The sequence below is a fragment of the Sorangium sp. So ce1335 genome (assembly GCF_051521615.1).
Lineage (GTDB): Bacteria > Myxococcota_A > Polyangia > Polyangiales > Polyangiaceae > Sorangium.
Genome location: NZ_CP150363.1, coordinates 6,630,032 through 6,650,911 on the forward strand (window position 1 = coordinate 6,630,032; position 20,880 = coordinate 6,650,911).

Genomic DNA, 20,880 nt, shown 5'->3' on the forward strand with positions numbered 1-20,880 from the left:
GCCGGGGCGCCGGCCGGGCCGCGGGGGGGCGGGCGCCCGCCGGGGCGCCGGCCGGGCCGCGGGGGGCGGGCGCCCGGGACGGTGGTTGACGCCCGCGGTGGGGTTCACCACGGTGCGCGCGCCATGGGAATCAGCAAGCATCCGCCCGCCATCCCCGCCCTGTCCGCCGACCAGGCGCTGCAGCGCCTGATCGAGGGCAACCGGCGCTTCGTGGACGACATCCGCAGCGAGCACGTCACGCTGGGGAAGCGGGCGCGGGCCGCGCTCGCCGACGGGCAGCGGCCCTTCGCCATCGTCCTCACCTGCTCGGACTCGAGGGTGCCGGCGGAGATCATCTTCGACCAGGGGCTCGGCGACCTGTTCGTCATCCGGGTGGCGGGCAACGTCGTGGCGCCCTCGCTCGTCGGCAGCGTCGAGTTCGCCGCCGCCGCCTTCGGCACGCGCCTCGCGGTGGTGATGGGCCACTCGCGCTGCGGCGCCATCGAGGCGACGGTCGGCGAGCTCCTCCAGGACGAGGACGGCGGCCTCCTGACGGACAACATCCGCGATATCGTCGAGCGCTGCCGCCCCCCCGTGGAGACGGTGCTCAGCGTCGCCGGCCGCCACGCGCCAAGGGACTTCCTGCTCCGCGAGGCGATGCGCGCCAACGTGCGCAACTCGTGCGCTCACCTCCGGCACGGCAGCCGCCTGCTCGAGCGGCTCTGCGCCGAGGAGCGCATGCTGATCGTCGGCGCCGAGTACGCCCTGGAGACCGGCGAGGTCACGTTCCTCGATCGCCCGTGAGGCGCCGCGCGCGGCGCTCCGGCGTGCCCGTGTCGGCGCGGGGCGAGGCGGCACCGCGCCGCGCGCACCCGAGGTGAGGTCAGGCCGCTCCGGCGCTCACGGCGCCGCGCGGCCGTTCACGATCGCGCGCGACGCCTCGTCGAGCTCGACGTCGGCGCGCGGGATCTCGCCCGTCAGGCTGCCGAGCCAGCGGACGATCAGGCGCACCTCCTCGCCGCCCAGCTCCTTCCCGAGCTGGTGTCTCGCCATCATCCTCACGGCCTCCTCCAGCGAGGAGACCGAGCCGTCGTGGAAGTAGGGCCCCGTCCTGGCGACGTTGCGCAGGCCGGGCACCCGGAAGACCATCCAGTCGACGTCCCGCCGCGTGATCTCGTAGCGGCCCCTGTCCTTCGAGTCGGGCCACGGCTTCACGAGCCCGCTCTTCTGGTACATCGTCGCGCCGATGTCGGGGCCGAAGTGGCACGACACGCAGCCTGTGTCGACGAACGCGTTGAAGCCCGCCTTCTCCTCGTCGCTCAGCGCGGTCTTGTCCCCCTCGAGGAACACGTCCCAGCGGCTCCTCGTGAACAGCGTCGCCTGGAAGGCCGCGAGCGCCTGCGCGACGTTGTGGAACGTCACGGCCTCGGGCTGATCGGGAAACGCCTCCGCGAACGCCTGCGCGTATCCGCTCGACGCGCGCAGCGCCGCCTCGATGCCCTCGGGCGTCGCCCCCATCGCGTTCCGGGACAGCAGCACCTCCTTCGCCTGATCCACGAGGTTCGTCTGCCGGCCATCCCAGAGGAGCGCGAAGTAGCCGGCGATGTTGTAGACGCTCAGCGTGTTCCGCGGGGGCTCGCGGCCCTCGCTCCCCCGCGACAGCTTCCGGCCGTCCACGCCCCAGGTGTCGAGCGGGTGGCACGAGGTGCAGGCGACGTCGTGGTGCCCGGACAGGCGCGGGTCCTGGAAGAGCATCCGGCCCAGCCTGATCTGCGCCGCGGTGGCCGGGTCGAGCGGCCTGGCCGGCCCGGTGGGCAGCGGCGCGAAGCTCGCGAGCCGCTCCGGGGCGATGATCGAGGGCCCGCCACCGAGCCACGGCGCCACGCGCGCGAGCGCGAAGGCGACGAGGGCGGCGGCGGAGACGGCGACCGCCAGGAACACGGACCACCCCCACCCGGACCGCGTCGGCGCTGCCGCGCCCGCGGCGAGCCGGGGGGCCAGCGCCCTCGCGGCCCTCGTGCCGGCAGGCGAGACGACCAGCCGGCCCATGGACCAGCGCGCGCGCGGCAGCGCGGCGGCCGCCATCCGCCGCGTGGTGCTCGCGCCCTGCGGCGGCATCTCCGCGGCGCTCTCGCCGTGAGGGCGCGTCCCGTCCGCGCGCGCCGGCGCGAGCCGCTCGGTGGGCTCGACCGCCGGATCACCGCGGCCGGGCGGCTCGCCGGGCTCCGCCGGCGCCCCGCAGCGGCCGATGCGCTCGACGGAGCCGCTGGCCGCCGGCGTCCCGAACGGCGCGATCGCCTGGGCCAGCTCGGCGATCGTCTGCGGGCGCAGGCGTCGCTCCTTCTCGAGGCAGCGCAGGATCGCGCGCTCGATGCCCGCCGGCACGTCGATGCCCCACGCGCTGATGGCCGCCGGCGGGGCCTCGAGGCTCGTGCGCAGGCTCTCCGGCGTCCCCCCGACCTCGAACGGGCGGTGCCCTGTGATGAGCTCGTAGAGGATCACGCCGAGCGCCCAGATGTCGGCGCGCGCGTCGGCCCACTTCAAGCTGAGCGCCTGCTCGGGTGCCATGTACGGCAAGGAGCCGGCGATCAGGTTCGGGCTCGTGAGGCTCGAGCTGTCGTCGTCCGTCGTGCACTTCGAGAGGCCGAAATCGAGCACCTTGATGAGCGCCGCGCCGCGCTCGTCCTTCGCCAGGAACAGGTTGGCCGGCTTCAGGTCGCGGTGGATGATCCCGCGGGCGTGGGCCTCCGCGATCGCCTCGCACGCCTGCAGGACGAGGTCGACGGCCTCGGCGACCGGCAGGTGGTCGCGCTCGCGGAGCACCTCCCGGAGATCGCGCCCCGCGAGGCGCTCCATGACGAGGTACGGCGTGCCCGCCTCGAGCAGGCCGGCGTCGAGCACGCGCACGACGTGCGTGCCCTGGAGCGACGCGGCGGCGCGCGCCTCGCGCAGGAAGCGCTCCACGGAGCCGGCCGACTGCATGCAACCCGGGAGCAGCAGCTTCAGCGCGACCGGCTGCCGCAGCGCCAGGTGCTCCGCGGCGAGGACCACGCCCATGCCGCCGCGCCCGAGCACGCGCTCGACGCGATACCTCTCCGCGAGGATCTCGCCCGGCGCTGGGACTCCAGGGATGACGGCGTCCATGTTCTCTCGACGAGGCGGCGACGCGGAGAGGCAGTCACGGCCTCCCGGGCTCCACAGCGCGGCGCGGTCCTGCGGGCGGGAACATGGGCGAGGCGGTATCCACCGGCAAGGGTCCGCGGCGGGCGAGCAGCGGTGTCCGGCCGAGCCGGCCTCCCCGCCGATCTGCCGCGTCAGGACGGTCTTTCCGCCGTCGACTCCGAGGGCGGCGCCGCCTCTCCGGAGAGGCTCAGATGTTGATGCTCTGCGGGATCTGCGACGGCAGGAGCACGATGTACGGGAAGCGCTGGAGGTTGCGCTTGCCGATCGTCGCCTCGATCTCGATCAGCGCTCGCTGGAACGCCTCGAGGGGCTCTCGGATCCGCGGGTCGGTGAAATACGTGCCCGGGATGTTCCGGTCGTAGTCGCCGAGCCGCGAGTAGTACACCCCGCCGAGGAGCTGCATCACGTTCAGCTGGAGCAGCGCCTGCTCGAGGGGCGGCAGGTGCTGATAGATCTCCGACGGCGGCAGGCCCGTCGTGACGCTGGGCGCCGGGGCGTAGGCGGCGAGCGGCAGCGCCGGGGTGAAGCTCATGAGGGAGCTCTGCGGGAAGTTCACCGCCGCGTGCTGGGCGCTGGCCGTGAAGATCACGTGTGTCAGCAGGTTGGCCAGGTAGGCCACGGTGCGGATCGCCCCGTCCTCGCCGATGTCCTTCAGACCGCAGCCCGAGCCTGAGCCTGGCGAGGACGACAGCTCGGCGAGCCAGCCCTGCAGCTCGTAATCGCCGAGCACGTCCGCGTCGCTTGCGTAATAGACGGCGAGGTAGCGCGACACCCACGTATGGAGGGCTCCCCAGAGGAGGAGCGCGTCGTCGCGGTAGGGATAGCTCGGCAGGGCGCTCGGATCGTCGACCCCGCGGCCCTCGAGCGTCACCGGGAGGAACTGCTGATTGACGCTGTAGCTCAGCACGGAGTCCACAGCGAGCTTCGTGGACGACGCGATCGTCCCGGCCAGCAGGTTGTCCACCGGGCCTTCGGGGGCGATCAGATCGGCCTCCGCGGCGTTGTTGATCGCCAGGGTGCCCTGGAAATGCGGCGTGAGCAGGACGTTCACCGGGTGCTGGGGGGCGAGCTGCCGCGGCGTGGCCATCGCGAACGCCTCGATGAGGAGGTGGGTTTGCCCGAGGTGGGAGATCATCTCGTGGTAATTCCCGTCGGCGACCTGCACGTGGAGCTTGGCCACCTCCCACGCCACGCCGTCCGACGGGGTGAAGATCGGGCTCGCCGCGCCGGGCGTCTGCGCGCACTGGATGGCCACCGGGCGGAGCTGGCGGCTCGGCGAGCCCGCGGCGGGCACCGCGAAGAGCGCGAGCGGCGCCTCGACGTATTTCTGCCGGTCCGGCGCCTTCCCGGGCTCGAGCTGCGAGAGCACATTGTAATCGGCCAGGTAGAGGCGCCCCTGCTCGCCGGCGCTCGCCAGGGAGTCGCCCTCGCCCATCACGGATCGAAACTGCGCGTCGGTCACGGGGAAGCTCGGGCCAGGCGACGGGACGCGCCGGATCACGAGCGGGTTCGGCCCCGCCACGCGCATCCAGGCGAAGGTCGCGTCGTCCTGATAGACGCTCGCGATCTCCGGCAGGCGGAACGTCTGGAACTCGGACGCATAGGCGTACACGCTCGTCGCCTGCCCGTACATCCCGACCATGTCGAGGAGGAGCTTCCCCGCGTCGCTCAGCAGCGTCTTCAGCAGCCTCTTGATGAGATCGCCCACCTGATCGACGGAGAGCTCCGTCGCGCCGGGGGCGATGCCCGCCGCGCTCCCCTGCGCCCCCGGGGCGCTCTGCTGCGCGACCGCTCCGCGGAGCGCCGCAGGCGGCCCGCCCGCCGGCGGCGGCGGCGGAACCGGCGGCGCCGGAGCGCGCTCGGGCTCGGCGTGGAGCGGCGTCAGCCGGCGGGCGAGATCGCGATGGCTCTGCTTCAGGTCGAGGAAGACGCCCTGGATCCTGTCGCGCGTCGTCTTCTCCATCGGAGCGCCTTCGGCGGTGCGCAGCGAGCCGTCAGGGCCCACGAGCTTGGACGCCTTGGCCACCACATTGCCGACGAGATCGAGGACGACGAGCGCCGCCGATCCCACGAGGATGGGGGCAAAGCCCTGTCCGTCAGGAACGCTCTTGGCCACCCCGAGCGGCGCCAGACGGGTGTTGTACGCGTAGACGTAGGTCTGCTGGGCCCGGGCGAGCGCCTTCTTGCGCTGCTGCTGCTCCGCGGGAGCGTCTTTCTGCGGCAGGGACGGGAAACTCATGAACCCCCCGATGTTGAAGGAACTTCAATGCGCACCACGCTACGCCTGGTCTCCAGGGCTGGCAATACAGGTCGTTGCGAGATCGGCAGATTGGCAGTCGAGGAGCCCCGACGAGCGCCTCGTCCCCACGCCCACAGGAAACGAGGATCCACCACAGCGGCGCGGGACGACCTGGCAATGGCCGTGTTTGCCCGGAGAAAGTCCACAGGACAGCGGAAGGCCAGAAGAGCCCGGCCTCTCTCCAACCACCTTCACCACCTGACCACCGTCGTCGGTCCGATCGGGTTGGCGCACGGCGGCGCCTGTGCAAGAGGTGGCCCATGGCATTGCGCGCGCTCCGCAATCTCTCCCTCGTCTCGCTGCTCGTGGCCGCGTGCGCCCGCGAGGCGCCGCCCCCGGCGGCCGCGCCGGCTCCCCTGCCCTCGCCGGCGACCCCGGCGACGGCGAGCGCCGCGCCTGCGACGCCCGCTGCGCCCGCCGCGGCCCGGCGGCTCCCCGCGTGGGTGGAGCGCAGCAACGAGCACGCGCAGGTCCTCCTCGACGTGCTCGCCAGGTTCTCGCCGGAGCACGCCGGCGCGATCGGGATCGAGCGCGCGGATCTGGAGATCACCGATCTCTCGCCCGGGATCGAGGCGCGGGAGCGCGCGGCCTACCGCGAGGCGATCGTGGAGCTCCAGGACCGGCGAGAGGCCGAGAAGGATCCGGCCGTCGCCGAGGATCTGCAGATCTTGCTGGACACGGCGGACCGGTTCGTCCGCGGCTCCGAGCTGGAGGAGAAGCACCTGGTCCCCTATGTGCACGTCACGGGGCTCGTGTTCGAGGGCATCTCGATCCTCCTCGACGACCGGGTGTCGCCGGGGCGGCGGACAGCGGCCCTCACGCGGCTCCGGCGCTATGCCGGCATGGAGAAGGGCTATACGCCCATCGCCGAGCGGGCCAGGGCGAGGCTCCTCGAGAAGCTCGGCAGGCCCGGGCTGCTCGCCCCCTCGAAGATGGAGATCGAGCGGCACCTCGCCACGAACGCCCGCGTGCGCGAGGGCATCGGTGAGCTCTTCCGGAAATACGCCATCGCCGGCCATGAAGAGCCGCTCGCTGCACTGAACCGCCAGCTCGAGGCGTACGACGCGTCGCTGCAGGCCGACGTGCTCCCCCGGGCGCGGACCGACTTCGCGTTGCCGCCACCGCTCTACGCATACGCGCTCGAGCGGTATGGCGTCGATCTCCCGCCCGCCGAGCTCGCGCCGCTGGCCCACGCCGCCTTCGACGATCTGAAGGCGCAGATGCAGAAGCTCGCGCAGCCGATCGCCCGGGCGCGCAAGCTGCCGTCCGCGGATCACCGCGAGGTGCTCCGCGCCTTGAAGAAGGAGCAGTTCGTTGGCGAGGCGATCTTGCCGCATTACAAGGAGCGGCTCGCCCAGATCGAGGAGATCATCCGGAGGGAGCGCCTCGTCACCCTTCCAGAGCGGCCGGCGCGCATCCGGCTCGGCACGGCCGCCGAGAGCGCCGAGACGCCGGCGCCGCACATGCGGCCGCCGCGGCTGCTCGGCAACCAGGGGGAAGAGGGGGAGTTCGTGCTGCCGCTGAGCCTCCCGGGGCCGCCCGGGTCGCCGGAGGAGCTGCGGAAGATCGACGACTTCACCCATGCCGCGGCGTCGTGGACGCTCACCGCGCACGAGGCGCGCCCCGGTCACGAGCTCCAGTTCGCGTCGCTCGTCGAGCGCGGCGTGTCGATCGCCCGGGCCATCTTCGCGATGAACAGCGCCAACGTGGAGGGGTGGGGCCTTTACGCGGAGGCGATCGTGCTCCCGTTCATGCCGCCCGAGGGGCAGCTCGTGTCGCTGCAATACCGCCTCTTGCGGGCCGCGCGCGCGTTCCTTGACCCGGAGCTCCAGGCCGGCAAGATCACGCCCGCGGCGGCGCGCGCCTTCCTCGAGAAGGAGGTCGTGCTGTCGGCGCCGTTCGCGCAGTCCGAGGTGGAGCGCTACACGTTCCGCGCGCCGGGGCAGGCAACATCGTATTTCTACGGGTTCACGCGGCTGATGGAGCTGCGGGCAGAGGTCGAGTCGACGATGGGGCCCCGCTTCGACGCGCAGCGGTTCCACGACTTCGTGCTCGCCCAGGGGATCCTGCCGCCGAAGCTCCTGCGCAAGGCGGTGATGGAGCGGTTCGTCGGGGCGCAGCCGGCGCTCTGAGCGGGAAGCGGGGAGCGAGCGGCGCCGAGCGCGGAGAGCACAGCGCGTTGCCGCGATCCGGCGCGGGATCCCCCTTGCGGCTCCCCTCGCCGGCGCCAGTTGCCGTGGAGGCACGAGGACGCCGGAGGGGGGACGCATGGAGCGCATGGAGGCGAGCAAGCGGGCGGCGGTGAGGCGACGGGCGGAGGCGCCTGAAGGCGCGGCGGACGGGCTCGATGGCGCGGTGGACGAGACGCGCCTTCCGGAGGCGCCGGTCGACCGCGGCGGGGCGCTCGCGCCCGACGGGCCGCTGGACGCGCGGATGGAGCCGGTGGACCAGGCGTCGAAGGAGTCGTTCCCGGCGAGCGACGCCCCGTTCTGGACGCCGAGCTGCCCGGGCTGCCCGGGCTGAGCCGCGGGGTCGCCGCGCTGGCCGGGCCATGAGTCGCCGTCGGCGAGCGTTGCGAGCGCTCACGCAAGGCCCCACACGGTTCAGCCGATGCGCTCGACGCCGTAGGCGTCGAAGACAGCGTCCTGGCTCACGATGGGGATGTTCTCGACCAGCGCCTGCGCGACGATGAGGCGATCGAACGGATCGCGATGATGAAACGGCAACACGCTCACACGCGCGATGTGCCGCAGCGTGATGTCGAGCAAAGCGATGTCGTTGATCACCAGGTGCTGCCTGAGGAACGCCTCGACATCGCCGGGGATCGACAGCTTGCCCAGGCTCACCTTGATCGCGATCTCCCACGGGCTCGCCACGCTCATCACGAGGTCGTTCGTCGGCTCCTCCAGGGACCTCTTCGCCTCGGTGCTGAGCTGGGGATCATTCGCGAGAAACCAGAGAAAGGCATGCGTATCGACAAGTAGCCTCACCGCTCGTACTCCGCGAAGTCATCGAGAGGCGCGTCGAAATCGGGAGCCATCCAGATCTGCCCGGCGGCTCCCCCCGCCTTCCGCCGCCTTCCGTGTGACTCGGCGGGTGTGGGGACTGGAACGAGCTGGACGGCAGCGCCGCCGTGCACGATCACGACCGCCTCTCCGCCGCGGGCGGCGCCCATCAGCTCGTCGAGGCGGGCCAATGCTTCGTCCAGCGTAACCTGCACCATGACGACGTGAGAATACCGCAACGATGGCCGCTGCAGGAGGACGTGCGGAGGTATTGCGCGCTCGTGTTCGCCTGAAACGTCGGGATTCCGCGTTACTGAAGCGCCCCGACGGCCTGTTCCGGACGCATCGGCCCGTCCGTTCGCGTGGGCACCGCGGCCCACCGGCGAGCGTTCCCGTTCCGGCGCACGCAACCGCGGACGAGGCGTCTTGCCCGTCGCCCCATCCGGAACCGCGGTCCGGAGGGGTCCGGACCCCGTGATCGCGCTCTGAATTCCGCTCTGGAGGGGTCCGGACCCGGTGATCGCGCTCTGAGTTGCGGTCCGGAGGGGTCCGGCCCCCCTGTGGCACAAAATCGAGCGTTTCCACCGGTCCGCTGGCTCAGGATCGAGCAATCCAGAGCGAACTCTGGCACAACCATGCCCAGAATTTCGCTCTGCGGATCGTCTCGGGGGGGTCCGGACCACTGTGTGCCGCAATGCATTGCGGTTGAGCCAGTGCCGGACCCCCTCATCTGGCACAGCGGGAGCCCCACCTGGCACATCGCGCCGTCGCCGGACGCACGCCCGGCCGCGTGCCCGTCACCCCTCGGAAGCGCCCCCCTGGAGCCACCTGCGTGCGCTCTCCGTGGTGAGCTTGAAGTCCGCGGGCACCCGCGACCGCGACACGACCTCCCCCGCGGCGTCGTGCACCGTGAGGATCGCGTGGGGATCGTCCTCGTCGGGCACCACGTCGAGGTCGACCCGCACCCGCGCGCCGCCCTCGACCGGGACCGTCACGTTCCGGTGGAGCTGCGCCCGGCGCTGCTGGACGTGGCGCGCCAGCACCTCGTTCGCCGTCTTCACCAGGGTGGCGAAGGCGCTCGCGTCGAGGGGCTTCGGGTTCTTCTTGTCGCGCCCCATCGTCCACGGCCCCACGAGCGACGGCTCGCTCTGGCCGTCGCACGTCATCTCGACGGCCCAGCCGTCATCGTCCTCGTTCTTGATGACCCGCGCCGTCCACCCCTGGCCCCTCCACAGCTTCGGATCCTGGTCCTCGGGGCGGATCGACCGCGCCTGCCCCACCTCGTCCTGCGTCCCGTCCGTCGCCTCGTCTGCCGTGTCCATGGGCGCCCCGGTGTACCCGCTCGGCGCACGCCGCGTCCACCCCGTCCAGCGCGCCTCGGTCATTTCCTGTCAGCTCCCGCGGATCCGGTGCTCCCTCCGGACAGCCGCCCGGCGCGCGCGCCCCCGCGCCCCGCGAGGCGCCAGCGCCCGCGCGAGGTGCCCGCGAGGCGCTCGTCACAGCGTCTTCATGTACTCGACGAGCTCCCACCGCTCCTCTTCCGTCAGCGCGGGCCCGATCACGCCCTTTCCGCGCGGGCCGTCGCGGTACTCGTGCCCGGCGTTCGAGTTGCCGGGCCTGTCCGTCACGAGCTCGAACCCGCCTTTCGACGGCTCCACCCGCAGGCCGACGCGCTCCGGGTCGAACTCCGCGCTCCCCAGAGTGAACCGCTTCGAGCGCCGCTCCGCCGGGAGCAGGAGCTCGTACAGGCTCGGGACAGAGCCGTTGTGGAGGTACGGCGCCGTCGCCCAGATCCCGCTCAGATCGCGCGCCCTGTACGCGAGCGGCGCGCGCCACCGGTTCGGGCGGTAACCGTCCCACGCGGCCCGCTGCTCCGGGGAGAGGCCGTACGCCTCGTACTTCGTCTCGCGGATCGCCCACGTGCCGATCTCCAGCGCCTGCGCCATCCCGAGCGTGCCGAGCCCGAGCGCCCCGAGATCCGCCGTGCGCTCGTTGAAGCTGACCGCGTGCGCCGGATCGGTGCCGATCAGGTCGAGCGGGGACATCGATGCTCTCCGGAAGCGCTTGCCGTGCTCGTTCGGGCGCGTCAGCCCCGGATCATGGCAGCTCGCGCAGTGCCTGCGGAAGAGGCGCCTGCCGCGGTCCGCCCGCTCCTGGTCGATGCTGCCGAAGAGGTGCTCCGGCCAGCGCGGGGCGCGGAGCTTCTCGATCTGCTGCTCGATCAGGCGCAGGTTGTCCACGCGGATGCTCGACCGGACTTCCATCCTCCCCTGCGCCGCCGGGACGAGCTCCGTGTGCGTGCCAACGCCGAGCGCCTCCGCGATGTTGCGCGCCATGGGCTGCATGATCGATCCGTTCCATTGCACCCAGTCGTATGTCGGCGTCTCCCAGAGGTGCGGATAGTCCGCCGGCGCGTTGGTCGGGCGGAGGTTCCTCGGGTCGAGCTGCCCGAACAGCAGGTTGCCGGCGCGCCCGAGCGCGTCCAGCCGGCCGAAGCCCGCCACCGTGGCGTGGGCCCCCGCCGCGGCATCGGAGCGCGCTTGCAGCTTCACCACGTCGAGCGCCTTCTCCATCTGCGCTCGCAGGGCGCTCACGGAGCCCTCGCCGTACCGGTCCTTCAGGACGGCCGTGGCGAAGCGCTCCATCTTGTCGGGCGCCTTCAGGGTGCGATCGAGCGCGCGGAAGACCGAACCAGTGAAGGCCACGACGTCGATCGTCGCCGGGCCGCCGTCGATCCGGATCGTCGCGCCGCGATACGATATCTGGCGGGTGTGGCACGCCCCGCACGTGAACCCGACGTACTCCTCGCCGGTCGCGGCGTCGACGTCCCTGGCGAAGCCCACGGGGAGGCGCTCCGGGTTGTCCTTCGATGCCGTGTCCTCGATGAAGCGATAGCGCGCCACGTTGTCGCTCGCGGCGAACCGCTCCGCGCTGTCCTCCCGCTCCAGGGCGAGGAACCACCGGAGCGGCATCAGCCGGGTGCCCTGGGAGACACGGTAGAAGATCCGGCGCTCCTCCTCGCCCCACCCCTGGTCGAGGAACACGACATCACCCGCGCGCCCGCGCCCCTTCGAGTGCGCGCACGCGGACGCCGCCAGCACCGCGAGCGCGATCGCGCCGATCTGGATTCTCCACATGGTCGCCCCCTGATTGCCAGGCTCACCCGGATCGGCGTGAGCTCCGCCGCGAGCGCGCGCCCATCGCCGACACCGCATGTCAGGATCCGGCGAATGGCGCGCTTTTCCTGTTCGGCTCCCTCGAGCGCGACAGGCCTCCTGCGCGCGCCGCCGCGGTGCACCCCGAACAGAGCGCAGCGGCGCGACACCTACCCTGGAGCGTACGGCCCCACAAAGCCGAGTCAAGCGCGCTGTCGGCGCAGGGCGCGAGCCCGGTCCTCCGATGTCGCGGACGTGCGTTGTGCCGCTGGCCGGGCGCCGCCGAGCTTGCGACACTCCCCCGCATGCTCCTCCCCCGGCGCCCCTTCCTCGCCCTCTGCGCCGCCGCGCTCGCCCCGCGCGCCGCGCTCGCCGACCCCGCCGGCGCCGCGCCGCCGGCCCGGGCGCCCTCGCCGACCCCGGCGCCCCCGCCGACCCCGCCGGCTCCGGCGCCCCCCGCCGCCCCGCCCGCCTTCGAGGTGCGCGACCTCCAGGTCCCCGGCGAGCGCGCCCTCGGCCGGCGGTTCACGCTGCTCGTCCCGAAGCACCTCGCCCCCGGCGAGCGCGTGCCGCTGCTCGTGCTGCTCCACGGCCTCGGCGAGACCGGCGACGAGCGCATGGGCGCCTTCGCGTGGCTCGAGCGCTACGGCCTCGGGTCCTCCTACGAGCGGCTCCGCCGCCCGCCGCTCGGCCGCACCGCGCGCCGCAAGGACTGGACCGACGCGCGGCTCGCCGAGGTGAACGCCGCGCTCGCCGCGCGGCCGTTCCGCGGCCTCGCGGTCGCGTGCCCGTTCACGCCCAACGTCCACAAGGCGCCGAACCCCTCCGCCGCGCTCGACGGCTACGCGCGCTGGCTCGCGGAGGTCGTCCTGCCGCGCGCCCGCGCCGAGGCGCCCGTGTTCCAGGACGCGGCCCGCACCTCGCTCGACGGCTGCTCGCTCGGCGGCTTCGTCGGCATCGAGGTGTTCCTCCGCAGGCCCGAGCTCTTCGGCGCCTGGGGCGGCGTGCAGTCCGCCATCAGCGCCCACCGCGCCCCGGCCTACGCCGACAGGCTCGCCAGGGCCGTCGCCGCCGCAGGCCCGCGCGACCTGCACCTGCTCACGAGCAAGGGCGACCCGTTCCACGACGCGAACGCGGCCCTCGCCGCGCAGCTCGCGAAGCGCTCCATCCCCCACGCGCTCCGCGTCCTGCCGGGCCCGCACGACCAGCCCTGGCTGCGCGAGGCCGGCACGATCGAGATGCTCCTCTTCCACGACCGCCGCCCGCGCTGACCGCGCGCCGCGCGGCCTACCGGCGGCCGGGGAGCCGAGGCGCGCTCGCGCGGTCGGGCGCCCCGTGGATCACGGCTGGAACTCGCAGCGATCGGCGCACTCGCCGCGTACACACGCCAGCAGCCCGTCGTAACAGGCCTCGCTCAGGAGGGAAACACCTTCAGCGCAATAGGGCCCCCCGGAGAAGAGGAGGATGTCGAGGTGTGTATAATCGTCCTCCGACGAGCAGACGGTATCGACCAGCCCACAATCGATCGCGCACTCGTAGCAACGGTCCCCCCCGAAGCCGACGTGCTCGCAGAAGTTGTCCGGGGTGATGGGCGACTCGGCCGGAAACGGGACGCCGGCCTGGCGCCCGTCGAGCGCGGCGAACAAGAGCCGCGCCGGCTCCTGGCCTTCGCGCTTGCTGAAGCCCATCTCGCAGCGCAAGGAGGCAGAGGACGCGAGGTTCACCGAGCCGCACGGCTCCTCGTGCCCGTGAAACGGCTCCCCGGCGATCGAGAACCCCTCCGTGGTCTCGATGGAGAAGCTCGACGGCGTCACGGGCAGCGGCAACGTATCCTCGTTCTTCAGGATCAAGCGCACCCGCACCTCCGACGCGTCCTGGTTCCAATCGACGATCTCGAGCGACGGCATCTTGCTCTCCGGCGTTGTCGTCCCGCCTCCCTCGCCGCTCGACGCCGTCGTCCCGCCGCCCGACGCCGTCGTCCCGCCTCCCGCGCCACCCGACGCTGTCGTCCCACCTCCCGCGCTACCGGAGGCGGTCGTCCCGCCGCCCGCACCAGCGGGCGTATCGTCCGACGATCCGCCACAAGCGGCGGCGAGCAGGGTGAGCGCGGCGATCGTCCCTCGATAAGCCAGTCTGTTCATGTGGGCCTCCATGGCCTTGCCCTGACAACGGGCCTCGATCAGCCTATATCAGATCGATCGCTCCGCCCGAGGCCGTCGAGGCGTTCGCCTGGGCGCCCCTCACCAGCGGCGCGCTCGCGCCGGATCGCGCACGCGCCGCCGGCCCGCGCGACCTCCACCAGCTCACCAGCTCGCCGGGCCCCTGGGACACGCGCCGCCGCGTGACATACATGCGTCACCATGGCGCCCCGGCAGGACGACGCGGACGAGCTCTGCGAGAGACAAGCGAGCTCAGGGATCGACGGTCTGGACAAGATCCTGAGAGGCGGCTTCCCGCGCGGAGAGATGCACCTCGTCCAGGGCGCCTCCGGGACCGGCAAGACCACGCTCGCGCTGCAATTCCTGCTCGCCGGCGTGCGTGCCGGTGAGGCCGGCCTGTACATCACGCTCTCTCAGACGAGGAGAGGGCTCCAGGCGATCGCGCGCTCGCACGGGTGGTCGCTGGACGGCGTGGCCGTGCACGACCTGTCGCTGGGCGACATCACGGAGCAGCTCGCCGCGGTACAGACGGTGCTGCACACGGCCGACGTGGAGCTGGGTGAGCTCACCCGGAGGATGCGCCAGGCGGTGGAGCACGCCCGGCCCCCGCGCGTGGTGATCGACTCGATCGGCGTGCTCGGCCTGCTGGCTGGCAGCCGATCGCGGCTCCACCGGGAAATCATGGCGCTCCGGCAGTTCCTGGCCGGGTACGGATGCACGGCGCTGTTCATCGGCGAGGTGCCTTCGGGGTCGGCGCTCGACTGCCACGACAGCGTCGCGTTTCAGGGCCTGGCCGCCAGCGTGCTCCACCTGGAGCACAGGACGCCGGACTACGGTGAGGTCCGCAGGCGACTCCAGGTGCTCAAGGTCCGCGGCGTCCCGTTCCAGAGCGGACACCACGACTTCCGCATCCGGACCGGCGGGCTCGCTGTGTATCCGCGCCTCGGGGAGCGCGTCCCGGAGGAGTACGCCGAGTTCCGGCAGATCCGGAGCGGCCTCGCGCCGCTCGACCAGCTGCTCGGCGGCGGGCTGGAGCACGGCACCACCTGCCTGCTCATCGGTCCGGCCGGCGCGGGAAAGAGCACGCTGGCCTCGGTCTACGCCCTGGCGGCCGCCCGGATCGGCGAGGCCGGCGCCATCTTCCTCCTCGAGGAGCGCCCGGAGACGTTCACGGCGCGGGCCAGGAGCGTGAAGCTCGACCTCCAGCCGCACCTGGACAGCGGCCGGCTGGCCATCGAGCAGATGAGCACGCCGGACATCACCCCGGGCGAGTTCGCGCACCGCGTCCGCGGGGCAGTGGAACACAGCGGGGCCCGGCTGGTCGTGATCGACAGCCTCATGGGGTACTTCAACGTGATGACGGACATCTCGATGCTCGCGGTGCAGATGCACGAGCTGCTCAATTTCCTGAACCGCAGAGGGGTGCTCACGATCCTGACGACATCGAGCGAGTGGCTGCTGGGCATCGGGTCCAGGCAGGTGGTGGACATGAGCTACCTGTCGGACTCGATCATCGTCCTGCAGATGTTCGAGGCCGAAGGCGGCATCCGCCGGTGCCTGGCGGCCGTGAAGAAGCGCCAGGGCGAGCACGACACGTCGATCCGGGAGCTCTGCATCAGCCCCGACGGCGTGCGGGTCGGGACGGAGCCGCTGCGGCACCTCCGCAGCATTCTCAGCGGAGATCCGGTGCCTGCCGGCAGCGGCCGACGCCAGGACGGCCGCGGTGGATGAGGGGGGCGCCGCGGCGTGCAGCGCGCGCGTCCTCGTGCTGGCGCCGGTCGGGCGGGACGCCCCGCTGCTGTGCCAGGTCCTCGACCGGGCCCGGCTCCAGGCCGCCCCGTGCGGCCATGCGGACGAGCTGGCGGACTGCCTGCGGGGCGGCGCGGGCGCCGTTCTGCTGACGGAGGAGGCGCTCTCGCCCGCGGCCGTGTCGGTCCTGCTCGCGGAGCTGGCCTCGCAGCCCTCGTGGTCGGACCTGCCCTTGCTGCTGCTGGCCGGCGCGGAGCCGCTCGCGCCCCGCAGCGCCCAGGCCGTCGCGGCGCTGCGCTCGGCCGGCAACCTGACGGTCCTGGAGCGGCCGGTCCGGGAGCTCACGCTCGTGACGGCCGTCCAGGCGGCGCTCCGGGCGCGCCGGCGGCAGATCGAGGTTCGCGACCTCGTCGAGCGCGAGCGGGACGCGCGGCAGGCCGCGGAGACGGCGCGGCGGCAGGCGGAGGACGCGTCCCGGGTCAAGGACGAGTTCCTCGCGAACGTGTCCCACGAGCTCCGCACCCCGCTGAACGCGATCCTGCTACGGACTCACCTGCTCACGAGCAAGCCGCCGGACGCACAGGAGGTGACGCGCGGCCTTCTCGCGATCGAGCGCAGCGCCCGCGCCCAGTCGCGCCTCGTCGAGGACCTGCTCGACCTGGCGCGGATGGCCTCGGGCAAGCTCCGGCTGAGCGTGCAGGACGTGGAGCTCGCGCAGATCGTCGAGGCGGCCGTCGAGGTGGTCCGCCCCGCGGCGGAGGCCAGGCGCATCCGGCTCGAGGCGGCGCTCGACGCCGGGCTCGGCGCTGCGCGGGTCGACCCCGCGCGCATCCAGCAGGTGCTCTGGAACCTGCTGAGCAATGCCGTCAAGTTCACCCCGCCGGGCGGGCAGGTGCGGCTCTCGATGCGGCGCGACGGCGGCGAGGTCCGCATCGAGGTCGCCGACACGGGCCGCGGCATCCGCCCGGAGCTCCTGTCCCACGTGTTCGAGCGCTTCCGGCAGGACGACGCGGAGGCGCAGCGCCGGCAGGGCGGCCTGGGGCTCGGGCTGGCCATCTGCCGCCAGCTCGTCGAGCTGCACGGCGGCACCCTGTCCGCGAAAAGCCCCGGGGAGGGGCTCGGCGCCGTGTTCACGGTGGCGCTGCCCCTCGTCGCCGGCGAGGTCCGCGGCGCGGCCCCCCGCGCCGCCTGGCCGGCTGCGGCCGCCGCTCCGGCCGAGGCGGTCGCGCCGCGCGAGGCCGAGGTGGCCAGGGCTGAGCGGCCGCTGGAGGGGATCCGGGTGCTCCTTGTCGAGGACGACATCGACACGCGGGAGGTGATGGTCTGCATGCTGGAGGAGCAAGGGGCGGAGGTGACGGCCGTCGGGTCGCCGCAGGCCGCGCTGGACGCCCTCGATCCGGGGGCGAGCCGCGCGAGGAGGCCGCACGTGCTGCTGAGCGATCTGGGCATGCCGGGCATGGACGGCTACGACCTGCTCCGCCGGCTCAGGGCGCTGGAAGGCGCGCGGGGGGACCGGCCGCTCCCGGCCGCGCTGCTCACGGCGTATGCCCGCGCGGACGACCGGGCGAAGGCGCTCGCGGCGGGGTTCGCCGCGTACCTCGCCAAGCCGATCGAGCCGGAGCAGCTCGCCGCGGTCATCGAGCAGCTCGCCCGACCGAGCGCCTGAGGGCGACCCTCGGCGACCTTCTTCCCGGTCGTCATCGGCGCGGCGGGCTCGTAGTAGCATGGCCGGGCTCATGACCACGAAGACCAACGCGGCGCGCATCCTCGACGGGCTCGGCATCGAGTACGAGCTGCGCAGCTACGAGGTCGACCCGAGCGACCTCACCGCGGGCACGGTGGCCAGGAAGATCGGCCTGCCGCCCGAGCAGGTGTGGAAGACGCTCGTTGCGCGCGGCGATCGCCACGGCGTCTGCTTCGCGGTGGTCCCGGGCAACGCCCAGCTCGACCTGAAGGCGATGGCGCGGCTCACGGGCGACAGGAAGGTCGACACCGTGTCCCTGAAGGAGGTCCAGCCGCTCACGGGGTACGTGCGCGGCGGGGTCACGGCGCTCGGCGCGAAGAAGGCCTATCCCGTCTACGCGGACGAGACGATCGAGCTCTTCGATGTCGTCTCCGTCTCGGCCGGCGTGCGCGGCACGCAGATCCTCCTGTCCCCGGCCGACTACCTGCGCGCGACCCGGGCCAGGGTCGGCGCCATCGCCGGGCCCGGCAGCGAGCCGGAGTGAGGGCGCCCGCCGCCGGATCGCGGTATGCTGGCGAGGCTGGGCCAGGCGGTCCGGGCGCGGCGGCGGCGACGAGGGATATGACCAGAGCGGCCTGCGACGAGCGCGATCCCATCGAGCTGAGCACCGCCGAGCTGCGGCGGCAGTGCCGGAGCTGCCACCCGTGGGAGGTCGGGCTCGGCGCGATCCAGCTCGTCGCGTCGACGGTCGCGGGGGGCGCCGTGCTCGCGGCGGCCGCGGCCTGCATTCCGGGGCTGGTCCAGTGCATCAGCGTGGGCCCGGCGTTCGCGGCGGGGCTCGTCGTCTGGGAGTCGCTCGGGACGGCCAGGGCGTGGCTGCCCGGCGCTGCGTTCCGGGAGGAGCTCGCGTTCCGCGACTGGCACGCGGGGCTCTCGCCCTGGGTGGGGCCCCGGGCGCTGCGGCGCTGGGCAGCGCGCGCCATGGCGCGGCCGCCGGCGCCGGACTGGCTGCTCGTCCTCGAGGGCATCGCGCCGGCCGGCGGCGGGCGGCGCTGGATCAAGGTCGAGCTCTCGCTGCCGCCGTCCTCGGCGGCCCCGTTCCGCGCGCAGGCCGCGGGGTACGCGCTCGTCCGCGCCGGCGGGGGCACCGCCGGAGAGCCCCGCGCGCGGCGCCTCGCGCCCGAGGAGATCGACGATCTCCAGCGGGCGCTCGCGGAGCTGCCGGACGGCCTCTCGCTGGGCTCCCCCGCCGCGCCGCGGGATCCGGCGGTGTTCGGCGGCCACTGCGAGCTGCTCGTCGCCAGGAGGACGCCGTTCGCCGCGGTCCAGCTCACCTGCCCTTTCCCGTCGCTGGAGGCGGGCCCGGGCGCGCCCTCGCTGTCCCTGCTGCGCCGCCTCGCCCGGATGGCCTGGGTCGAGGCCGAGAGCGGCCCGTCCGACGCATAGGCCAGAGGCGCAGCCGGAGGCGGGAGCTCACCGCGGTGGCACGAGGCGGTGACTGGAGCGCGCGTGTCCCGGTGAGCCCGGCGCGTTCACGCCGGGCCGCACAGGCGTCCTCGCGGAGCGCCGGGCGCCGCCCGCGCCGCGCCGCTCACCGCGCCGAGAGCCGGGCCGACGCGCCGCTGGGCGCCTCGCGCATCAGGCGCAGGCCGCCGAGCACGAGCAGGGCGCCGGACGCGAGGAACGCCAGATCCCAGGCCGTCTGACCCGGCCCTGGACGGACGTGGTGAATCTGGAGGAGGTGGTGGTCGATCACCCCCTCGACGAGGTTGAACACGCCCCAGCCAACGGCGGCGGCGCCCGGGAAGATCCGCCCCGGCAGCGGGGCTGCGCCCGCGCGCAGCGCGCTCCAGAGCTTGCTGACTCCTGCCACGGTGAGACCGAATGCGACGACGCTGAATAGCCCATCCGCGAAGATGTTCCGCCGCACGTCCTCGATGGTCGCTCCCGGGTGGCAGCTGAAGCAGATCAGGTGATGCCACTGGAGGAGCTGGTGAAACAGGATGCCGTCGATGAGGCCGCCTGCGCCCATGCCGAAGAGCACTCCCGCCGTCTTCACGGCGCGCCGTGTCCTCGCGGGGAGATCGGTCGCGAACGGGCGGGCTGTGCTCATCGGTTCCTCCGCGGCGCAGCCATGCGAGCGCCAAACCACGGCGTCGACCCCGGCGCGGACGGACCCTCCGGGCCGGCGGTGTCGCTCGTCTTCCAGCTTGCAGACGCGGGCTTCGCGGTGGTGCCGCCGACGGTCGTTGGAGCGCGGTCTCGCCCTGTCGAATGGCCGCTTCGGGACTGGCACGGAGTTGGCACATGCCCCAGCCCAACCGTTTCGAAGAAATGCTGAAAGGTGTCAGATGGATAATCGAATGAACCCGGAACACGCTGCAGGCACGTCGGAGCCGGAGCACCAGGGTCCCAGGCCGGTCCCGTACACGTACCATGACGGCCGCGAGGACTACCTCCATGTCGGCCGCCAGGGGGGCGCTGGGACCGACCAGCCCGAGGCGCTGGTACCTCCTTCCGAGGGGATGCGGCCGCGTGTGGAGGCGACGGCCACGCCGCCCGGAGCGACCGCCCTGCCGCCCGAGGCGACGGCGCTGCCGCCGGAGGCGACCGCCTTGCCGCCCGAGGCGATGCCTCAGGCTCCCCGGGCGACACCACCCGCAGCGGAGCCGCGCCCCCGGCAGGGGACCCCGATGCGCGAGATCGTCACGCGCGGGCTGCGGACCGGCGCCGTCATGACGGCGGCGACGATGTGCACGATGATGGCGGCGTCCACCCTCAAGCGCGGGTCGCCGTGGGCGTCCATGAACGCCATGGCGACCGCGATCGGGGTCGGGGGGCGCCGCGTGGGCGACCGGTTCGACCCGGCGGTGACGCCTGCGGGGATCGCGGCGCTCGCCGGGGGTCTGCTCGTCTGGGGGATCGGTTACGAGAAGGCGCTCGACGCGGCGGGGCGGCGGAGCGACGCGCTCACGGGCGCGCTGTCCGCGTTCGGCGGCTTCCTGCTCGACGATCTGGTGTTGCCCGACCGGCTCATGAAGAACTTCCGCCGAAAGATGGGCGTGCTCGGCACCTTGAGCAAGTACGTCGCCCTCGGCGTCGCGAGCGCCGCGGCCCCGCGGCGGTGAGCGCGCGAGGCGCCGATGCGATCGCCCTCGGCCCTGCCTGAGGCAGGTCGGGGGGCGGGATCGTCGGGCGCTGCGCTGCCAGGTGCGGCGATGGCCCAAGAGCCCGGGAACGTTTATCCGGTACGCTCGTGCGGTGGATGGAGGCCCGTGGCGGCCCAGTAGCGGCGGAGCTCGACCACCACGGGTCGATTCATCTGGAGAGCCGCCACGGTCGTGCGACCGGTTGCCGTACAGCCCGCGATGAGCGTCGCGCCCTCGCGCCACCGGAAGTGGTCCTGCCAGACATCGTGGATGGGGTGAAACAGCGGAGCGCTCTCTCCGGTGGTCGGGTCGAGAGCAGATGTACGTGCCGCCTTGTGGCGGTTGCACGTCGGGCAGCAGAGGCAGAGATTGTCGGGCGATGTCGAGCCGCCCGCGGAGCGAGGCACGACATGATCGATCTCGAACGTCACGCCCATGAGGGCCTCGGCGCAGCGACAGAACGCACACCGGCCAGTGTCGCGGGCGAGGATCAGCTTGCGCAGCCGGAGGGGGATCCG

General features: G+C 73.0%; 18 protein-coding genes. 9 read left to right on the top strand and 9 right to left on the bottom strand.

Features of this window, described 5'->3' with window-relative positions; translation table 11 throughout:
* Positions 1–123: 123 nt before the first annotated feature.
* Positions 124–783 carry a carbonic anhydrase gene (locus WMF24_RS24435; RefSeq protein WP_437729777.1) on the top strand — a complete coding sequence of 220 codons (660 nt, stop codon included), beginning with the start codon at positions 124–126 and terminating at the stop codon, positions 781–783.
* 96 nt (positions 784–879) lie between these two features.
* Here WMF24_RS24435 and WMF24_RS24440 read toward each other — a convergent pair whose 3' ends face one another.
* Positions 880–3,123: a cytochrome c peroxidase gene (locus WMF24_RS24440; protein WP_437729778.1), complete on the bottom strand. Its 2,244-nt coding sequence runs from the start codon at positions 3,121–3,123 to the stop codon at positions 880–882.
* 226 nt (positions 3,124–3,349) lie between these two features.
* Positions 3,350–5,401: a lipoxygenase family protein gene (locus WMF24_RS24445; RefSeq protein WP_437729779.1), complete on the bottom strand. Its 2,052-nt coding sequence runs from the start codon at positions 5,399–5,401 to the stop codon at positions 3,350–3,352.
* 320 nt (positions 5,402–5,721) lie between these two features.
* Between WMF24_RS24445 and WMF24_RS24450 the strand changes: the two genes are divergently transcribed.
* Together WMF24_RS24450 and WMF24_RS24455 are read left to right on the top strand one after the other, a co-directional pair.
* Positions 5,722–7,593 (top strand): DUF885 domain-containing protein, encoded by a 1,872-nt coding sequence (locus tag WMF24_RS24450; protein WP_437729780.1) that lies wholly within the window; start codon positions 5,722–5,724, stop codon positions 7,591–7,593.
* A 136-nt stretch (positions 7,594–7,729) separates the two neighbouring features.
* A complete protein-coding gene (locus WMF24_RS24455) occupies positions 7,730–7,984 on the top strand; it encodes a hypothetical protein (protein WP_437729781.1) in 255 nt (84 codons plus the stop codon).
* A gap of 80 nt (positions 7,985–8,064) precedes the next feature.
* Here the strand turns inward: WMF24_RS24455 and WMF24_RS24460 are convergent, their stop codons facing one another.
* The 4 genes from WMF24_RS24460 to WMF24_RS24475 all read right to left on the bottom strand — a co-directional run bounded on the left by WMF24_RS24460 (position 8,065) and on the right by WMF24_RS24475 (position 11,603).
* Positions 8,065–8,451, bottom strand: a complete 387-nt coding sequence (locus WMF24_RS24460; protein ID WP_437729782.1) for a type II toxin-antitoxin system VapC family toxin — start codon at positions 8,449–8,451, stop codon at positions 8,065–8,067.
* Positions 8,448–8,684 carry a type II toxin-antitoxin system Phd/YefM family antitoxin gene (locus WMF24_RS24465; RefSeq protein ID WP_437729783.1) on the bottom strand — a complete coding sequence of 79 codons (237 nt, stop codon included), beginning with the start codon at positions 8,682–8,684 and terminating at the stop codon, positions 8,448–8,450. The genes WMF24_RS24460 and WMF24_RS24465 overlap by 4 nt, the downstream gene beginning before the upstream one ends.
* Before the next feature lie 579 nt (positions 8,685–9,263).
* On the bottom strand, positions 9,264–9,788 hold the full coding sequence (locus WMF24_RS24470) for a hypothetical protein (protein WP_437729784.1): 525 nt from the start codon (positions 9,786–9,788) through the stop codon (positions 9,264–9,266).
* Positions 9,789–9,962: 174 nt separating this feature from the next.
* Positions 9,963–11,603, bottom strand: a complete 1,641-nt coding sequence (locus tag WMF24_RS24475; RefSeq protein ID WP_437729785.1) for a di-heme-cytochrome C peroxidase — start codon at positions 11,601–11,603, stop codon at positions 9,963–9,965.
* Positions 11,604–11,926: 323 nt separating this feature from the next.
* Between WMF24_RS24475 and WMF24_RS24480 the strand changes: the two genes are divergently transcribed.
* Positions 11,927–12,892: a hypothetical protein gene (locus WMF24_RS24480; RefSeq protein ID WP_437729786.1), complete on the top strand. Its 966-nt coding sequence runs from the start codon at positions 11,927–11,929 to the stop codon at positions 12,890–12,892.
* 69 nt (positions 12,893–12,961) lie between these two features.
* On the opposite strand, the gene WMF24_RS24485 is transcribed toward WMF24_RS24480, so the two are convergent.
* Complete coding sequence (locus WMF24_RS24485; protein WP_437729787.1) at positions 12,962–13,762, bottom strand: hypothetical protein; 801 nt, start codon at positions 13,760–13,762, stop codon at positions 12,962–12,964.
* Positions 13,763–13,981: 219 nt separating this feature from the next.
* Here WMF24_RS24485 and WMF24_RS24490 point away from each other — a divergent pair, with 219 nt between their 5' ends.
* The 4 genes from WMF24_RS24490 to WMF24_RS24505 all read left to right on the top strand — a co-directional run bounded on the left by WMF24_RS24490 (position 13,982) and on the right by WMF24_RS24505 (position 18,659).
* Positions 13,982–15,511, top strand: coding sequence for an ATPase domain-containing protein (locus WMF24_RS24490; RefSeq protein ID WP_437729788.1), 1,530 nt, complete (start codon positions 13,982–13,984; stop codon positions 15,509–15,511).
* Positions 15,504–17,195, top strand: coding sequence for an ATP-binding protein (locus WMF24_RS24495; protein WP_437729789.1), 1,692 nt, complete (start codon positions 15,504–15,506; stop codon positions 17,193–17,195). The genes WMF24_RS24490 and WMF24_RS24495 overlap by 8 nt, the downstream gene beginning before the upstream one ends.
* Before the next feature lie 70 nt (positions 17,196–17,265).
* Positions 17,266–17,757: a Cys-tRNA(Pro) deacylase gene (gene ybaK / locus WMF24_RS24500; RefSeq protein WP_437729790.1), complete on the top strand. Its 492-nt coding sequence runs from the start codon at positions 17,266–17,268 to the stop codon at positions 17,755–17,757.
* Between the two features lie 77 nt (positions 17,758–17,834).
* Positions 17,835–18,659, top strand: coding sequence for a hypothetical protein (locus tag WMF24_RS24505; protein ID WP_437729791.1), 825 nt, complete (start codon positions 17,835–17,837; stop codon positions 18,657–18,659).
* Positions 18,660–18,804: 145 nt separating this feature from the next.
* On the opposite strand, the gene WMF24_RS24510 is transcribed toward WMF24_RS24505, so the two are convergent.
* Positions 18,805–19,326 carry a DUF2243 domain-containing protein gene (locus WMF24_RS24510; protein ID WP_437729792.1) on the bottom strand — a complete coding sequence of 174 codons (522 nt, stop codon included), beginning with the start codon at positions 19,324–19,326 and terminating at the stop codon, positions 18,805–18,807.
* Between the two features lie 250 nt (positions 19,327–19,576).
* Between WMF24_RS24510 and WMF24_RS24515 the strand changes: the two genes are divergently transcribed.
* On the top strand, positions 19,577–20,341 hold the full coding sequence (locus WMF24_RS24515; RefSeq protein ID WP_437729793.1) for a hypothetical protein: 765 nt from the start codon (positions 19,577–19,579) through the stop codon (positions 20,339–20,341).
* A gap of 113 nt (positions 20,342–20,454) precedes the next feature.
* On the opposite strand, the gene WMF24_RS24520 is transcribed toward WMF24_RS24515, so the two are convergent.
* On the bottom strand, positions 20,455–20,877 hold the full coding sequence (locus WMF24_RS24520) for an HNH endonuclease (RefSeq protein ID WP_437738850.1): 423 nt from the start codon (positions 20,875–20,877) through the stop codon (positions 20,455–20,457).
* Positions 20,878–20,880 lie beyond the last annotated feature (3 nt).